Below are 15,008 nucleotides of genomic sequence, written 5' to 3'. Positions count from 1 at the left end.
TACATTATCATTGACGAGGGAGCATCATGATCACCATTGAGTTTATTGTCATCCTCCTCTGCCTGCTGACAGGTACGCGTTTCGGCGGCATGGGGCTTGGGTTGATAAGCGGTATTGGCCTTTTTATTTTATGTTTTGTCTTTGGTCTGCAACCCGGCAAACCGCCGGTTGACGTGATGCTGACCATTCTCGCCGTCATTGGATGTGCCGCAACGCTTCAGACCGCAGGCGGCCTGAACGTCATGATGCAATTTGCTGAGCGCCTGCTGCGCAAACATCCTCAACACATCACGCTTCTCGCCCCTTTTACCACCTGGATGCTGACCTTTCTCTGCGGGACCGGACACGTGGTGTACACCATGTTTCCCATCATTGCGGATATCGCCCTGAAAAAAGGGATCCGCCCGGAACGCCCAATGGCCGTGGCATCAGTGGCATCGCAGATGGCAATTACGGCCTCGCCGGTCTCCGTGGCCGTTGTGTCACTGGTCTCCATTCTGGGCGCGCAGCATGGGCTCGGCCACGCGTGGGGAATACTGGAAATTCTCGCCGTCTCGGTTCCAGCCTCACTGTTCGGTGTGGCGATTGCTGCGCTGTGGAGTTTACGTCGTGGGAAAGCGTTAGCGGACGATAAGGAGTTTCAGGAAAAGCTCAAAGATCCGAAGCAGCGTGAATTCATCTACGGCGGGACGGAAACGTTAATGAATCAACGTTTTCCAAAACAGGCCTACTGGTCCACGTGGATTTTCTTCGCTGGCATTGCCGTGGTTGTCCTGCTGGGGGCATTCCCCGACCTGCGCCCTGCATTTGAGATAAAAGGAAAAATGACGGCGTTGTCGATGAACCTTGTCATCCAGATGATGATGTTAATTGCCGGTGCCGTAATGCTGATGGCCTGCAAGGTCAATGCGTCTGCCATTTCTAACGGCGCGGTGTTTAAGGCAGGTATGGTCGCGATCTTCTCGGTGTTCGGGGTGGCGTGGATGAGCGATACCTTTTTCCAGGCGCATCTTGATGAGTTAAAGCTGGCGCTGGAAGGCGTGGTGAAAAGTCATCCGTGGACCTACGCGATTGTGCTGTTCCTGGTATCAAAGCTGGTGAACAGCCAGGCGGCAGCCCTGACGGCCGTTGCGCCTATGGGGCTGATGCTGGGAATCGACCCGAAAATGCTGATCGCCTTTTTCCCGGCCTCTTACGGCTATTTTGTCCTGCCGACCTACCCAAGCGATTTAGCCTGCATCGGCTTTGACCGTTCGGGCACAACCCGCATCGGCAAATTTATCATTAACCACAGCTTTATTCTGCCGGGATTAATTGGCGTTAGCTGCGCGTGTGCGGCGAGCTATCTGCTGGTACAGACGTTCTTTTAAGGTGAGCGAAGGGCGACAAACGGTCGCCCTTTTTAGCGTCAGGCGGGCTTTAGTGAGACTCGCCCTGCGGCGTGAATCGCAGTTCAATCAGCGCGATGGCTTTCTGAATAGCGCGAAGCGTGACCGGGTCAGCCGCTGCTGGATGGCTGTTGAAATCGATATTTTTCAGCTGCGTGGACATCTTCTCGCGCACTTCAACCGGCGCAATAACGTCTAGGACATCAAGGATTTGTTTGATAACTAACTGACAGGCGACAACGTCAGACACCAGCTCCTGATCGGCGCTCAGGTTTTGTGACATGGGGCTTTCTCCTTATTTAAAGGCCGCCATAGTAACAAAACGCAGGCCCATTCATCTCCCTCTCGTCGCTTACGGGCACAAAAAAACCCGCCGAAGCAGGTTTTTTTCATCAGAACATTGCGCCCGGTGGCACGTCTTTGAAAGTGTTGCAGTAGTTAGCCCACATACTTTTCAGGATTTTGCGAAGTTTCATCAGGTAGCTCCATTAACTTGTTATACAACTTTATCGTCAATGTGCTTATAATATGACCATCGTCACAAAAATCAATATTTTTGTGATGTACATCACAATTTTATTCTTCCTGACAAACCTGAAAAGTGGGGCTCACGGCACCTTAAAGCGTCAGCCTACGATCCCGCGAACAAAAGCTTCGATCTCTTTGTCCTGGCAATTCTCAAAGAAGCACTGCTGGAAACGCTGACCCGAAACGGCCGTCTTCACCAGCTCGGGATCGATTGCGCGCAGCGTATCCAGATAGTTTTCTTTCACGACCGCCGCTTTAACCTGGTTCAGAATACCGGCATTACGCACCTGCGGCTCCTTGCGCTCGGGCGGATAACCTTCACCGTTTCGACCAGTGAACGCTTTTTCAAAGATAAACCGAACGTTCAGTTCAGCCCCCCAACCGAAGCCTTTGGCAAACGGCAGGGAGAGCGCGTTACCGTTGTTGATCTGAGCAAACAGGAACGCATCCGCAGGATCAATGCAATAGCCACAGATAACACCCGGGTGGATGTTCAGCGACATCAATGCCCCCTGCCCCGTACCGCAGCCGGTCACAACAAAATCAACGGCTTTCGCATTCAGTAAAATGCTCGCCATAATCCCCAGATGGATATAGGTCAGGTGATGGTCATTCTCGTCGCTCATGCCCACGTTATAAACCGGGAACCCTTTTTCATCGGCTACCGTTTTCAACTCTTTCAGTATCACTGGGTTTTTCGCGGCCTGGCTGTTTTCCATCATCAGTGCAATTTTCATTTCATCTCTCCTGAATGCGTGGCGGGAGATCCCGCTATGGATACCTTTACCTGTTCACCCTACTATCAAACAAACAACCTTTCAAATTAAATGAAAGGTTGTTTTAAAAAACAAAGACAGGTTCACAATTTAGCGAGAATGAGACCGTACGCCAAACGTGCATTAAAAAGTTGACGCAAACCTGTTGCCGCTTCAGCCCGTTAGCTAGACTGCAAAAGTACACGCTAAAACCGTATGGGGTTGACCTGTGAATCAGCGCTGCCGGATGCTTCGCTCCCTCTTTCTACTCGCGTTGACGGGTTTGTTGCTTGTTTGCCCCCCTGCCCGGGCAGAAGAGCCTGTACCGGTCTGGATCTTTGATGCTAACAACTTCGAATTCTGGCGCACACCGCAAGGAGAGTGGCAGGGTTTTTATCCTGAACTGATTAAGGCCATCAATAAACAGGCGGGTACGCAGCTGCAGCTGCGGCCGCTCTCCGGAGCCGATATTAGCCAGCGTTTTGCACAAAATGAGTATGGCGTGTATGCCGGAGTATTGCGCACGGAGAAGCGAGCCAGAACCAAAATTCTCTCAGCACGTTTGTTTGATAACGACGTGGTGGCCGCCAGTCCATCGATGACGGTGACAACCGCCGGACAGCTCAGCCATGCCCGGGTGCTGTTCCGTAAAGATGACGCGACGCTCGACAGTGTGCAACAACGTTATCCCGACCTTAAATTTCGTTCTCTGCGCCTCGTCGCCACCAGCGACGAGGCTTTTCGCTTACTGAGCGACAACCAGGCTGATTTCTATATTAATGACGCTCCGGAGATGGAAAATACCCAGCGCTATTATCTGGTCTCCCGGCCCTTTCCTGAGCTACGCATTCCTGTCGTCCTCGCCTTCAGCCCTGACCTGCTTCCCCTGCGGGATAAAATCAATGCGCTGATTGGCACCTGGTATCGCAACGGCGAAATCAACACGATGCTGGAGGAGAGCAAGCGCAATTACCTGCTAAGCCGTATCACCCTGTCAGAGGAGGAGCGAACCTGGATCGCGCATAATCGCCTGCAGATCAACCTGCCCAAAAACGAGAATTTTGCCCCGCTTATCTGGCGGGACAGCAAGGGCTACCACGGCACAGCCATTGATATGATTAACGACATGCGCGATTTACTGGGCATGAAGGTTGAGGTCAATTTTATCGATCACTATTCGAGTCTTCCGCGACAGCAGTGGGCGGTTCGATTGATTGATATCGTTGATCGAAGCGACAGTGCGCATGCACAGGGCCGTATCGGCCCCGACATCGCCTGGCACAACGCCTATTACAATCGCAGCAGTCAGCCCTTCTTGTGGAACGAAGAGAGTATTCGCAGCCAGCGCGTCGGCGTACTCGACGGTTCGTTTGCCGCAGCCTATTTACGCCAGCGTTTTGGCAGCGATGTGATCATCGTGACCCGGCCAACCATTGACGGTCTTATCGACGCGATTGAGAACGATGAGATTGACTATATTCTGGGCGACCTCAGTTCGCTGGAGTCCACGCTTCGCGGCAACGAGCTGTTTCGCGGGGTGCTGAAAGTCGCGGGGGTCACCCGCTCTGAGTTTATTATTGGCCCGTGGGTGGATCCGCAGCATCCGCTCTTTCATCTGCTGACTCAGGTTCATCGCCTGTCAGAATACCGCACGCAAATAGAACGTCAGGATGAGCAGAGTTACTTACCCGATTTTTCTAAAAACACGCTGAAGATTATCAGCGTGATTTTGCTGATCGTGGCCCTGTTCAGCATCGGTATGCTGATCATGATGCGTCGCCATTTACGCCAGAACCGGATGGTTAACCGCAATATGGTGCAGGCGCTGGAGAAAGTAAACCGCGCGCACGATGACGAGACCGGCAGCCATATTCAGCGCGTCGCCCGATATTGCGGCTTGATGGCGCGTGAGCTTGGGCTTTCGCGCAAAATGACCCGTGAGATAGAACATTTTGCCTCACTTCACGATGTCGGAAAAATTGCCGTGCCGGAGCGTATTCTGCGTAAGCAAGGCCCGCTGACCCAGGACGAGTTTGCCGAGATGAAACTTCATACCGTGAAAGGGTGGCGGATTATTCAGGGCTTAGAGCTGGGCGCAGTTGCGGAGAATATTATCCATTTCCATCATGAAAAATGGGATGGCAGCGGATATCCGCAGGGGCTGCGGGGAGAACAGATTCCGCTGGAAGCCCGCATTCTGGCGCTGGCCGATGTGTATGATGCCCTGCGGCAAAAGCGGGTCTATAAGCCGGGATTCACACACGAGCAAGCCTGCAAAATCATTCTGGAAGGTGACGGCCGCCATTTTGACCCGCAGCTTATTGCGCTTTTTCGCCTGCATCATCTTAAGTTTAAAACCATTTTTGACAGCCTGGCCGACTAAACGGCCCGTCGCAAAGAGAAAGCGCAGATTGCCCGGCTATTCCTCGCATTGCGACTCACATCTGCAGGTACGATAACGTATTTCCACTCACTCAGAGCGAACCATGAAAAGAGTCTTCGTCGCCGGTACGATCCTGCTGCTGGCGGGCTGTAATATTAATCGCCAGGCTGAGGTCAGCACCCTGGACGCGCCAAACGGCATCGTCCGCCTCGACTACGGGCAAGCAATGCTGCAAAACGCCTATTCCGATGAGTATGTTAATAACGGCACCGCAGCTAAAGCGTGTCAGAGCATGGGGTATGCCACCGCCTCTGCCTTTGGCCAGCCCATTAAAACCTGCACCCTGACCAGCGGCTCTCTGTGTCTCAATGAGAGCGTGACGATCCAGTATAAATGCATGGGCTTTGCCGTAAACCCTAAGGCAAATAACCCGTGGTATTAATCTGTGCTGCCAGTATTGACTGGCAGTGTATTTCATTACGAACAAAAACAATTCTCATTAATAAAAATATAAATCGGCAATGCGTTTTATTCCCATTCGTATTTTAAATAAAGAAATAATTATTTTACGTTTTGCAAATAATTAAATAACAAATTATAGTGTCGCTCATTGTGAACCAGAATTAATAACCCGGAGCGTCACCATGCTGAAAACTGAAATGATCGACAAGCTCAATGCGCAAATGAACCTTGAGCTTTTTTCATCCCTTCTCTACCAGCAGATGAGCGCCTGGTGCAGCTACCACAGTTTTGAAGGCGCTGCCGCCTTCCTGCGCCGCCACGCGCAGGAAGAGATGACCCACATGCAGCGTCTGTTTGATTATCTGACCGACACGGGCAGCCTGCCGCGCATCGATAACGTTGCGTCCCCGTTTGCCGAGTATAATTCGCTTGATGAGCTGTTCCGTGCGACCTATGAGCACGAGCAGCTGATTACGCAAAAAATTAACGAACTGGTTCATGCGGCAATGATCGGCCAGGATTATCCGACCTTTAATTTCCTGCAGTGGTACGTGGCAGAGCAACACGAAGAAGAGAAACTGTTTAAATCCGTGCTGGATAAATTGTCTCTGGTGGGGAAAACAGGCGAAGGTCTTTACTTTATCGATAAAGAACTTTCTACCCTCGATACACAGAAATAATATTGCTGCGGTGCTGTTTTCAGCGCCGCACTTTTTATTCTCCGCGCACAGATTTACATACACCCCGCACAGCTTGTACACCGCCAGTCCTGCGTATTGACCGCCTGGTAAAAATACCGGTAGTTAGCCGTCTCCAGCGGAATACCGGCGTCAAAAAAAACATCTGTCAGCCAGTCTACGTTTTCGATGATCCACTCATCTTCTTTTAGCCCCTGCGCAAAGGTGTCGTCCTCAGGATCGATGATCGAATAAATGGCCCAGGTGCCCATATCCCTTTCACGACGCGATTCAGGAAGCTGCAGGGCCTGGTTCTGCCAGCTGATTATCCAGTGACCATGGCACAGTAAATTACCGCCCCGGCTCCACGCCGCGATAAAGGGATTATTTCCCGCCATCTGCCCTCACATTATTTGAAAACTTATAGTTATTGTTTAAATTACGCCTGATTTTTCGGCAAAAATAGTGCCCTTACGAAGTAGGTATCCCCTCCCAAAGGGGCAGGTCCGGGTAAATTACCTAAAGTCGAAAAATATCGTAAATAATTCATTACACCTACTGTAACGGTCATTTGACGAAGCGGGGCTTTTCCCTTACTCTGCGCCGCAGAATTTGTCGCGATTACGAATCGTTGTAGAGGAATGCGTGAAAAACAGAACCCTGGGAAGTATTTTTATCGTCGCCGGAACGACGATTGGCGCAGGAATGCTGGCGATGCCTCTGGCTGCCGCAGGCGTTGGATTTGGAATGACACTGCTGCTCCTTGGCACACTCTGGGCGTTGATGTGCTACACCGCCCTGCTGTTGCTTGAGGTTTATCAGCATGTGCCCGCGGATACCGGCCTGGGTTCTCTTGCGGCACGCTACCTGGGACGCTATGGCCAGTGGATAACCGGCTTTAGCATGATGTTCCTGATGTACGCCCTGACCGCGGCCTATATCAGCGGCGCCGGAGAGTTAATCGCCTCCAGCGTTAACGACTGGTTCGACGCTGACATCACGCCTTCAACGGGCGTTATCTTCTTTGCGGTTATTGGCGGGGGTGTGGTCTGTGTGGGGACTTCGCTGGTCGATCTGTTTAACCGTTTTCTGTTCAGCGCCAAAATACTGTTCCTGATTGTGATGCTGGTTCTGCTGGCACCGCATGTTCACAAGGTTAATCTGCTGACGCTGCCGCTGGAAAAAGGGCTGGCGCTGTCCGCGATCCCGGTTATTTTCACCTCGTTTGGCTTCCACGGTAGCGTGCCCAGCATCGTGAGCTATATGAACGGCGATATCCGTAAGCTACGCCGCGTCTTTATGGTGGGGAGCGCCATCCCGCTGATTGCCTATATTTTCTGGCAACTGGTGACGCTGGGGAGCATTGACGCGTCGACCTTTACCGGGCTGATGGCGGAACACGCTGGCCTGAACGGTTTTCTGCTGGCACTGCGCGAGGTTGTCACCTCCCCGCACGTTGAGCTGGCGGTCCATCTGTTCGCCGACCTGGCGCTGGCCACCTCATTCCTGGGCGTGGCGCTCGGCCTGTTTGATTACCTGGCCGATCTGTTCCAGCGTCGTAATACTGCCGCAGGACGCTTACAGACAGGGGCATTCACCTTCCTGCCTCCTCTCGCGTTCGCGCTGTTTTACCCGCGTGGGTTCGTGATGGCGCTGGGGTATGCAGGTGTGGCGTTATCCGTGCTGGCCCTGCTGCTCCCTTCCCTGCTGGCGTGGAAGAGCCGCCAGCAGCATCCTCAGCAAGGCTACCGTGTGATGGGCGGTAAACCGCTGCTGTGCATGGTGTTTGCCTGCGGAGTGATGATTATTCTGGTGCAGTGCTTGATAGCCGCAGGGATGTTGCCGGAAGTGGGTTAACAAAAAAGGGGCTGAAATCAGCCCCTTTTTATTAGTGCAAACAGCAGCTCTTAAACTTCTTACCGCTGCCGCACGGACACGGATCGTTACGCCCGACCTTTGTGCCGTTAACAATCGGTTTTTTTGCTTCCGGCTGCTGTGGGTTGTCCACCCAGTAATTGTACAAACGCAGAGCCGCAGGCTGAATGCTCTCAATGCTGGCTTTATATTCGTCTTCGCTCAGCTCATCCAGCTTCTCGCTGTTCTCGTCTGTACCGTGCAGCGCAATCGCATCAAGATCGGCCTTCAGTGCTTCCGGTAAGGCTGACCAGTCCGTCAGCGCCACACCGCGCATATAGCCATAACACCACTCTTCAACAACGGTATAGCTCTCGCCGTCGACATCGTTGTAACCAAACATCGGCTCAAACTGATCCGGGTATTCGCTCAGGCGCTCAGCAATGTCGTTCATATGCTTAAAGCAGAGATCGATAAAACGGTGCATTTCACGATCGTTTTTCCAGCGCGGAATGTATTTCTCGCCACCCCACACGGCCACCAGCCAGGTATCTGGCTCAACGACAACAGGGCCGGAAAGGACTGCGGTAAGCATGCCGTCCAGTTCAGACACGTCAATCACGGACGCATCGTCATGACCGTAAGACATTAATGTCTCTTCAAGCCACGCCATTTCGCTTTCATTCAATGGGCCTTCAGTCATCGCTGACACTCCTGATAAAAAAGGAAAAGATCCTGACACATATCTCACGGCTTTCCTATCTGAAGTTTAGGTCTTTATTGCTGCAAAAACGTGCAAATCGTGACCATTGCACAACTTATGGGCTTTGTTGTTAACGATATGTGATCTCCGCTGTAATTTCATCGCGTCCCACAAGGTGCCATATCACCGCACTCTATACTCAAACATGTCACAACCCGCTCAATGGGTTAACCATTCTGGCAACGATTTTGCTTAATGTTCTTCGCGCGAACCTGCGCAGGGAAACCTCGCCGTATTACGCAGGCGTTGTCTGGATCTTGTTCGTTTAGTGCATTTTGTTCTTGCTCGTGTTTTTGGATTGGCTGCGCCGCCGGCGTCCGGGTTTACGCCGTGGTGCAAAAACCTCTTTGCTAAGGAACATAATAATGTCGCTGAAATTTATCAGAACTCCCCTTTCTCTCGTGCTGGCCGGTTGTCTGGTGACGGCATTTTCTGCGCATGCAGATATTGTCATTGGTGTGGCCGGGCCGTTTACCGGCCCAAACGCCACCTATGGCGATCAGTACTGGCACGGTGCAACGCAGGCCGCTGAAGACATTAACGCCGCAGGCGGCATTAACGGCGAGAAGATTAAGCTGGTTCAGGGGGATGATGCCTGCGAGCCGAAACAAGCCGTGGCCGTCGCCAACCGCCTGGTCGACCAGGATAAAGTCAACGCGGTGGTCGGCCATTTCTGCTCCTCTTCCACAATGCCCGCCTCCGAGGTGTACAGCGACGCGGGGATCCTTGCCATTACCCCCGGCTCCACCAACCCGCTCATTACCGAACGAGGCATGACCGATATGTTCCGCATGTGTGGTCGCGATGACCAGCAGGGCCAGGTCGCCAGCGATTTCATTATCGATAAGCTGAAAGCCAAACGTGTGGTCATCATCCATGACAAAGACACCTACGGTCAGGGGCTGGCAGACGCTACCAAAGCTGCGCTGGCGAAGCGCGGGGTTCAGGATGTGATGTATGAGGGCTTATCCCGTGGTGAGAAAGACTTTAACGCGCTGGTGACAAAAATCGGCGCGCAAAAGCCGGATGTGGTGTTCTTCGGGGGTTGTCACCCTGAAGCCGGCCCGCTGGTTCGCCAGATGCGTGAACAGGGCGTGCAGGCGAAATTCTTCTCCGGCGACTGTATCGTCAACGAAGAGATGGTGACCGCGGCGGGTGGGCCGCAATATACCAAGGGTATTTATATGACTTTTGGTAAAGACCCGCGTCTGATCCCGGATGGGAAAGCGGTCATTGAGAAATTCCGCGCCGGTAAATTCGAGCCTGAAGGTTACACCCTCTACTCTTATGCCTCCGTTCAGGCCATTGCCGCGGCCTTCAAGGCTACGGGCGGTAAAGACTCGGCCAAAGCCAGCGAATGGCTGAAAGCCAATGCCGTCGACACGGTTATGGGCAAAAAAGCCTGGGACAACAAAGGCGATCTGAAAGTGTCTGACTACGTGGTGTATCAGTGGGACGATAACGGAAAATATAAGGAAGTTCAGTAACGGGACGGAGTCACGCTCAACGCCGGCAGGTTCGCCTGTCGGCGCGTAATAAACATCAGGCTGCGCGTGCCGCGCAGCTTAAAATAACGAGCGCGCTATGATGAGTACATTCTTCCTGCAACAGTTAATAAATGGCTTAACGCTGGGCTCCGTGTATGGATTAATCGCCATCGGCTACACCATGGTGTATGGCATCATTGGTATGATTAATTTCGCCCACGGCGAAGTGTATATGATCTCCGCCTACCTCTGCGCCATTGGCCTGGCGCTGCTCTCCTTCTTCGGCCTGCAGTCGTTCCCGTTGCTTATCCTCGGTACGCTGATCTTCACGATTGTGGTGACCGGTGTTTACGGCTGGACTATCGAGCGCATTGCCTATAAGCCGCTACGCAACTCTACCCGTCTGGCACCGCTTATCTCCGCCATCGGGATGTCTCTGATTTTGCAAAACTACGCGCAGCTGAGCCAGGGGCCACGTCAGCAAGGGGTGCCCACGATGCTGGATGGCGTACTTCGCCTGCATATTGGTGAGGGATTCGTTCAGATAACCTACACCAAAGTGTTTATTCTGGTTGCCTCGTTCGCCGGCATGCTGTTGCTGACATGGATAATCAACAATACCCGGCTTGGGCGGATGTGCCGTGCGGTGCAGCAGGACCGCAAAATGGCCTCCATTCTGGGCATTAACACCGACAGAATCATTTCGCTGGTCTTTGTGATTGGCGCGGCGATGGCCGGTCTGGCGGGTGTGCTCATCACCATGAATTACGGCACTTTCGATTTCTACGTCGGATTTGTCATTGGCATCAAGGCGTTTACCGCAGCGGTGCTCGGCGGGATTGGCTCCCTGCCCGGTGCGATGCTCGGCGGGTTGATTCTGGGCGTCGCCGAGGCGCAATTTTCCGGCATGGTGAACTCAGATTATAAAGATGTGTTCTCGTTTGGCTTGCTGGTCTTGATCCTGATTTTTCGTCCTCAGGGTCTGCTTGGCCGCCCGATTGTCGCCAAAGTGTGAAGGAGAATACGATGACCTCTCACGGCTTTTCGCTTAAGCGCTGCATTCTGGACGCCATTTTTTCCGGGCTGATTGCGTTAATAATTTTTGGCCCGATTGCAGGCGTGGTGCTGGACGGATACAGCTTTAATTTCGCCGGACAGCGGCTCGCATGGATAGTCGGCATCGTGATGCTGGGCCGTTTTCTGCTGAGCGCTTTTTTAGGCACCGCTCCGGGTGCACGTTTCCAGGCACGTTTTGAAGCCGACAGCGCGGGGGTTTATGTCCGGCCGCCGGAATACAAAAGCCGCATGCGCTGGATAATCCCGCTGATTATCGCCCTTGCGATCTGCTTTCCCTTTGTTGCCACCAAGTACGTTCTCACCGTCGCCATTCTTGGGCTTATCTACGTGCTTCTCGGTCTCGGGCTGAATATTGTGGTCGGTCTGGCCGGGCTTCTGGATCTCGGTTATGTCGCTTTTTATGCCATCGGCGCTTACGGGCTGGCGCTGGGGTATCAGTATCTGGGATTAGGATTCTGGAGCATGCTGCCGCTGGCGGCAATTATGGCTGCCGCGGCCGGCGCCCTGCTCGGCTTTCCGGTGCTGCGCATGCACGGTGATTACCTGGCGATCGTCACGCTTGGCTTTGGGGAGATTATTCGCCTGATCCTCAACAACTGGCTGACCTTCACCGGTGGCCCGAACGGCGTTTCTGCCCCACCTCCCACCTTTTTCGGACTGGAGTTTGGCCGCCGTGCCAAAGAAGGAGGCGTGCCCTTTCACGAATTTTTCCATCTGACCTACAACCCGAACATGAAGTTTATCTTTATCTACACGGTCCTGTTCCTGGTGGTGATGCTGGTGCTGTATATCAAGCATCGTCTGACGCGGATGCCTATTGGTCGGGCATGGGAAGCCCTGCGGGAGGATGAAATCGCCTGTCGCTCAATGGGATTAAATCATGTGCTGGTCAAGCTCTCGGCCTTTACGCTGGGTGCGTCGACTGCCGGCATCGCCGGGGTGTTTTTTGCCACTTATCAGGGCTTTGTCAACCCGACATCGTTTACCTTTTTTGAATCGGCGCTGATCCTGGCGATTGTGGTGCTCGGCGGTATGGGCTCAACGCTTGGCGTGGTGCTGGCGGCGTTTGTGCTCACGGTGACGCCGGAGCTGCTGCGCAGTTTTGCCGAGTACCGGGTTTTACTGTTTGGCATGCTGATGGTGGTGATGATGATCTGGCGTCCACGCGGGTTGATCCGCATTAACCGCAGCGGGTTTGCCGTGCGTAAGGGCGTAGCGCCATGAACGGAACGATATTAAGCGTTGAACATCTGATGATGCATTTCGGCGGGATCAAGGCGTTAAACGACGTCAACCTGGACGTGCAGCGCGGTTCAATTACTGCGCTTATTGGCCCAAACGGCGCGGGAAAAACCACCGTCTTCAACTGCCTGACCGGTTTCTATAAGGCTTCCGGCGGCAATATTTTCTTCAATACGCGCAATAAGACGACCAACGTCATTCAGATCCTCGGGCAAAAATTCCAGCCAGGAGACTGGATCCACCCTGCGCAGTTTGGGCAACGCCTGTTCTACAAAATGTTCGGCGGCACTCACCTGGTGAACCGCGCCGGACTTGCGCGCACCTTTCAAAATATTCGTCTTTTTCGCGAGATGTCGGTCGTGGAAAACCTGCTCGTGGCCCAGCACATGCGCGTCAATCGCAACCTGCTGGCTGGCGTATTCAATACGCCAGCGTACCGACGGGCGGAAAACGACGCGCTGGACAGGGCCTTTTACTGGCTGGAGGTGGTCGATCTTGTGGAGTGTGCCAACCGCCTGGCGGGCGAGATGTCGTACGGTCAACAACGGCGCCTGGAGATCGCGCGGGCCATGTGCACCGGCCCGGAAATGATCTGTCTGGATGAACCCGCCGCCGGGCTGAACCCGGTAGAGACACATAAGCTGAGTAACATTATTCGTTTTCTGCGCGACAACCACGGCATAACGGTATTACTGATTGAGCACGACATGGGGATGGTGATGGAAATATCGGACGACATTATTGTGCTCGACCATGGCGATGTGATTGCCCGGGGGAAACCTGAGCAGATCCAGCATGACGAAAAGGTGATTGCCGCCTATCTGGGCACCGATGAAAGCGAGGTCACTCTATGAATGAGCCGCTGCTGGCATTTCGCGAGGTGGATGTGTTCTATGGCGTGATTCAGGCGCTGAAGCAGGTATCCCTCGAAGTGCATAAAGGGGAAACGGTGGCGCTTATCGGCGCGAATGGCGCGGGTAAATCGACATTGCTGATGTCTATTTTTGGCCAGCCGCGTATTCGTAACGGGCAAATCCTGTTTTGCGGCGAAGACATCAGCCATAAATCTACCCACTATGTGGCCTCCGGCGGCATAGCGCAGGCACCCGAGGGGCGGCGTATTTTTCCGGATATGACGGTTGAAGAGAACCTGCTGATGGGGACCATTCCTGTCGGCAATCAATTTGCCGCCGACGATATGCAGAGCATGTTTGAATTGTTCCCGCGCCTCAAAGAACGCCGTAAACAGCGAGCCATGACCATGTCCGGCGGAGAACAGCAAATGCTTGCCATCGCCCGCGCGCTAATGAGCCGCCCTAAACTGCTACTGCTGGATGAACCCAGCCTGGGTCTGGCGCCCATAGTGGTTAAGCAGATCTTCCAGACGCTGCGCGAGCTGGCTCGCAACGGCATGACCATTTTTCTGGTAGAGCAAAATGCGCATCATGCTCTGAAGCTTTCTGACCGTGGCTACGTCATGGTCAACGGGCAAATTCGCCTCAGCGGCAGCGGCGAGGAGTTGCTGGGAAACCAGGAGGTAAGAAAAGCCTATTTAGGCGGAGTGTAATTCATACGCGTGTCATACGCATGTCGCGCATAACTGTAAATATATGTCAGGCGATGCGACGCGGTTGATTCAATATACCGTTTTTAACATCTTCGCTGATAATTTATGAAAGATAGACATTTGCGGCCATCGGTCCGCTGAGTCCGTTGATGCGACAGAACTCAACGCGAATCCCGGGAAGGAGCGTTTCTTTTTCGTTGTTATTAAAGGCTGAAATGTGGAGAAAAACGTCCTTTCGACCATCTGAAGGGATGATTAGGCCTTTGCCACTGTGCATATCAAAACTTTTGACAATTCCTGTCATTTTACGAGACAAATAAGATCCTCTTAGAAAACATGCATTAACTATACACACAAATTAATTTTAAGCTAATGTAGCGTGACACTTTTTATGTGAGCCTTCCGGAAGGCTAAAATAAAAATTGCTAATTCTCCCTCCTCATGCATTAATGAAGTCGTTGGTTTAATCCACACACGAGCGTAAAAAATTTTACCCGGCACTCCTCATAACCAGGCGCTATCGCTGATATCCCCTCCTTTTGAGTCCATACGTTTAATATTATACGTTTCTTAGCATTTCAAATACTCACAAGGAGTCTGCATGTCTTCAAGAATTATAGGTTTGGTTAAGTGGTTTAACGAAGATAAAGGTTTCGGTTTTATCTCTCCTGTCGATGGTAGCAAAGATGTGTTTGTGCACTTTTCTGCTCTGCAGGGTGATGATTTTAAAACTCTCTTTGAAGGCCAGAAGGTCGAATTTGCTATCCAGAGTGGCGAAAAAGGCCCTGCTGCTGCAAGCGTAATACTTTGCGATAGATAAAGTTA

Annotated in this window: 17 protein-coding genes; 11 read left to right on the top strand and 6 right to left on the bottom strand. The window is 52.7% G+C overall.

What is annotated here, in order from left to right; all coding sequences use genetic code 11:
• Positions 1–26 precede the first annotated feature (26 nt).
• Entirely contained in the window at positions 27–1,370 is a 1,344-nt protein-coding gene (locus tag AM410_RS16510) for an anaerobic C4-dicarboxylate transporter (RefSeq protein ID WP_020883368.1), read from the top strand.
• Positions 1,371–1,419: 49 nt separating this feature from the next.
• Here the strand turns inward: AM410_RS16510 and AM410_RS16505 are convergent, their stop codons facing one another.
• The 3 genes from AM410_RS16505 to AM410_RS16495 form a co-directional block, all read right to left on the bottom strand.
• Entirely contained in the window at positions 1,420–1,671 is a 252-nt protein-coding gene (locus AM410_RS16505) for a DUF2766 family protein (protein ID WP_014170688.1), read from the bottom strand.
• A 109-nt stretch (positions 1,672–1,780) separates the two neighbouring features.
• Positions 1,781–1,864, bottom strand: coding sequence for a stress response protein AzuC (azuC, locus tag AM410_RS16500; protein WP_014832437.1), 84 nt, complete (start codon positions 1,862–1,864; stop codon positions 1,781–1,783).
• 150 nt (positions 1,865–2,014) lie between these two features.
• Positions 2,015–2,653 carry an RpiB/LacA/LacB family sugar-phosphate isomerase gene (locus AM410_RS16495; RefSeq protein WP_020883367.1) on the bottom strand — a complete coding sequence of 213 codons (639 nt, stop codon included), beginning with the start codon at positions 2,651–2,653 and terminating at the stop codon, positions 2,015–2,017.
• Positions 2,654–2,957: 304 nt separating this feature from the next.
• On the opposite strand from AM410_RS16495, the gene AM410_RS16490 reads away from it, so the two are divergent.
• From AM410_RS16490 to ftnA, 3 genes are all read left to right on the top strand, one after another.
• Positions 2,958–5,054: an HD domain-containing phosphohydrolase gene (locus tag AM410_RS16490; protein ID WP_236900076.1), complete on the top strand. Its 2,097-nt coding sequence runs from the start codon at positions 2,958–2,960 to the stop codon at positions 5,052–5,054.
• 103 nt (positions 5,055–5,157) lie between these two features.
• Positions 5,158–5,496 carry a YecR family lipoprotein gene (yecR, locus tag AM410_RS16485; RefSeq protein WP_108648145.1) on the top strand — a complete coding sequence of 113 codons (339 nt, stop codon included), beginning with the start codon at positions 5,158–5,160 and terminating at the stop codon, positions 5,494–5,496.
• 202 nt (positions 5,497–5,698) lie between these two features.
• Positions 5,699–6,196, top strand: a complete 498-nt coding sequence (ftnA, locus tag AM410_RS16480) for a non-heme ferritin (protein WP_014170693.1) — start codon at positions 5,699–5,701, stop codon at positions 6,194–6,196.
• Positions 6,197–6,249: 53 nt separating this feature from the next.
• Here ftnA and AM410_RS16475 read toward each other — a convergent pair whose 3' ends face one another.
• Positions 6,250–6,591: a hypothetical protein gene (locus AM410_RS16475; RefSeq protein ID WP_108648144.1), complete on the bottom strand. Its 342-nt coding sequence runs from the start codon at positions 6,589–6,591 to the stop codon at positions 6,250–6,252.
• A gap of 247 nt (positions 6,592–6,838) precedes the next feature.
• Between AM410_RS16475 and tyrP the strand changes: the two genes are divergently transcribed.
• A complete protein-coding gene (gene tyrP / locus AM410_RS16470; protein WP_108648143.1) occupies positions 6,839–8,050 on the top strand; it encodes a tyrosine transporter TyrP in 1,212 nt (403 codons plus the stop codon).
• Between the two features lie 31 nt (positions 8,051–8,081).
• Here tyrP and AM410_RS16465 read toward each other — a convergent pair whose 3' ends face one another.
• Positions 8,082–8,750, bottom strand: a complete 669-nt coding sequence (locus AM410_RS16465; protein ID WP_020883362.1) for a YecA/YgfB family protein — start codon at positions 8,748–8,750, stop codon at positions 8,082–8,084.
• A 425-nt stretch (positions 8,751–9,175) separates the two neighbouring features.
• On the opposite strand from AM410_RS16465, the gene AM410_RS16460 reads away from it, so the two are divergent.
• The 5 genes from AM410_RS16460 (at position 9,176) to AM410_RS16440 (ending at position 14,183) form a co-directional block, all read left to right on the top strand.
• Positions 9,176–10,297 (top strand): branched-chain amino acid ABC transporter substrate-binding protein, encoded by a 1,122-nt coding sequence (locus tag AM410_RS16460; protein ID WP_108648142.1) that lies wholly within the window; start codon positions 9,176–9,178, stop codon positions 10,295–10,297.
• A 100-nt stretch (positions 10,298–10,397) separates the two neighbouring features.
• Positions 10,398–11,312 (top strand): ABC transporter permease subunit, encoded by a 915-nt coding sequence (locus AM410_RS16455; protein ID WP_025203827.1) that lies wholly within the window; start codon positions 10,398–10,400, stop codon positions 11,310–11,312.
• Positions 11,313–11,323: 11 nt separating this feature from the next.
• Entirely contained in the window at positions 11,324–12,598 is a 1,275-nt protein-coding gene (gene livM / locus AM410_RS16450; RefSeq protein ID WP_020883360.1) for a high-affinity branched-chain amino acid ABC transporter permease LivM, read from the top strand.
• Positions 12,595–13,470 (top strand): ABC transporter ATP-binding protein, encoded by an 876-nt coding sequence (locus AM410_RS16445; RefSeq protein ID WP_014170700.1) that lies wholly within the window; start codon positions 12,595–12,597, stop codon positions 13,468–13,470. The genes livM and AM410_RS16445 overlap by 4 nt, the downstream gene beginning before the upstream one ends.
• Complete coding sequence (locus tag AM410_RS16440) at positions 13,467–14,183, top strand: ABC transporter ATP-binding protein (protein WP_014170701.1); 717 nt, start codon at positions 13,467–13,469, stop codon at positions 14,181–14,183. Before AM410_RS16445 ends, AM410_RS16440 begins: the two co-directional genes overlap by 4 nt.
• Before the next feature lie 103 nt (positions 14,184–14,286).
• Here AM410_RS16440 and cspF read toward each other — a convergent pair whose 3' ends face one another.
• Positions 14,287–14,499, bottom strand: a complete 213-nt coding sequence (gene cspF / locus AM410_RS16435) for a cold shock-like protein CspF (protein WP_025203826.1) — start codon at positions 14,497–14,499, stop codon at positions 14,287–14,289.
• Positions 14,500–14,784: 285 nt separating this feature from the next.
• Here cspF and AM410_RS16430 point away from each other — a divergent pair, with 285 nt between their 5' ends.
• The gene (locus tag AM410_RS16430) at positions 14,785–15,003 is read left to right on the top strand and encodes a cold shock domain-containing protein (protein ID WP_014170702.1); all 219 of its coding nucleotides are present in this window, start codon (positions 14,785–14,787) and stop codon (positions 15,001–15,003) included.
• The last annotated feature ends 5 nt before the right edge of the window (positions 15,004–15,008 follow it).

Origin of the sequence: Enterobacter cloacae complex sp. FDA-CDC-AR_0164 (genome assembly GCF_003071645.1) — a bacterium.
Lineage (GTDB): Bacteria > Pseudomonadota > Gammaproteobacteria > Enterobacterales > Enterobacteriaceae > Enterobacter > Enterobacter ludwigii.
Note: the sequence above shows the minus strand (reverse complement) of the source record. Positions and strands in the feature narration are given on the sequence as shown.

Bases quoted from the DNA above. Each gene is read 5' to 3' on its own strand.
- AM410_RS16510 (WP_020883368.1), top strand. From the start codon at position 27: ATGATCACCATTGAGTTTATTGTCATCCTCCTCTGCCTGCTGACAGGT.
- AM410_RS16505 (WP_014170688.1), bottom strand. From the start codon at position 1,671: ATGTCACAAAACCTGAGCGCCGATCAGGAGCTGGTGTCTGACGTTGTC.
- azuC (WP_014832437.1), bottom strand. From the start codon at position 1,864: ATGAAACTTCGCAAAATCCTGAAAAGTATGTGGGCTAACTACTGCAAC.
- AM410_RS16495 (WP_020883367.1), bottom strand. From the start codon at position 2,653: ATGAAAATTGCACTGATGATGGAAAACAGCCAGGCCGCGAAAAACCCA.
- yecR (WP_108648145.1), top strand. From the start codon at position 5,158: ATGAAAAGAGTCTTCGTCGCCGGTACGATCCTGCTGCTGGCGGGCTGT.
- ftnA (WP_014170693.1), top strand. From the start codon at position 5,699: ATGCTGAAAACTGAAATGATCGACAAGCTCAATGCGCAAATGAACCTT.
- AM410_RS16475 (WP_108648144.1), bottom strand. From the start codon at position 6,591: ATGGCGGGAAATAATCCCTTTATCGCGGCGTGGAGCCGGGGCGGTAAT.
- AM410_RS16465 (WP_020883362.1), bottom strand. From the start codon at position 8,750: ATGACTGAAGGCCCATTGAATGAAAGCGAAATGGCGTGGCTTGAAGAG.
- AM410_RS16460 (WP_108648142.1), top strand. From the start codon at position 9,176: ATGTCGCTGAAATTTATCAGAACTCCCCTTTCTCTCGTGCTGGCCGGT.
- AM410_RS16455 (WP_025203827.1), top strand. From the start codon at position 10,398: ATGAGTACATTCTTCCTGCAACAGTTAATAAATGGCTTAACGCTGGGC.
- livM (WP_020883360.1), top strand. From the start codon at position 11,324: ATGACCTCTCACGGCTTTTCGCTTAAGCGCTGCATTCTGGACGCCATT.
- AM410_RS16445 (WP_014170700.1), top strand. From the start codon at position 12,595: ATGAACGGAACGATATTAAGCGTTGAACATCTGATGATGCATTTCGGC.
- AM410_RS16440 (WP_014170701.1), top strand. From the start codon at position 13,467: ATGAATGAGCCGCTGCTGGCATTTCGCGAGGTGGATGTGTTCTATGGC.
- AM410_RS16430 (WP_014170702.1), top strand. From the start codon at position 14,785: ATGTCTTCAAGAATTATAGGTTTGGTTAAGTGGTTTAACGAAGATAAA.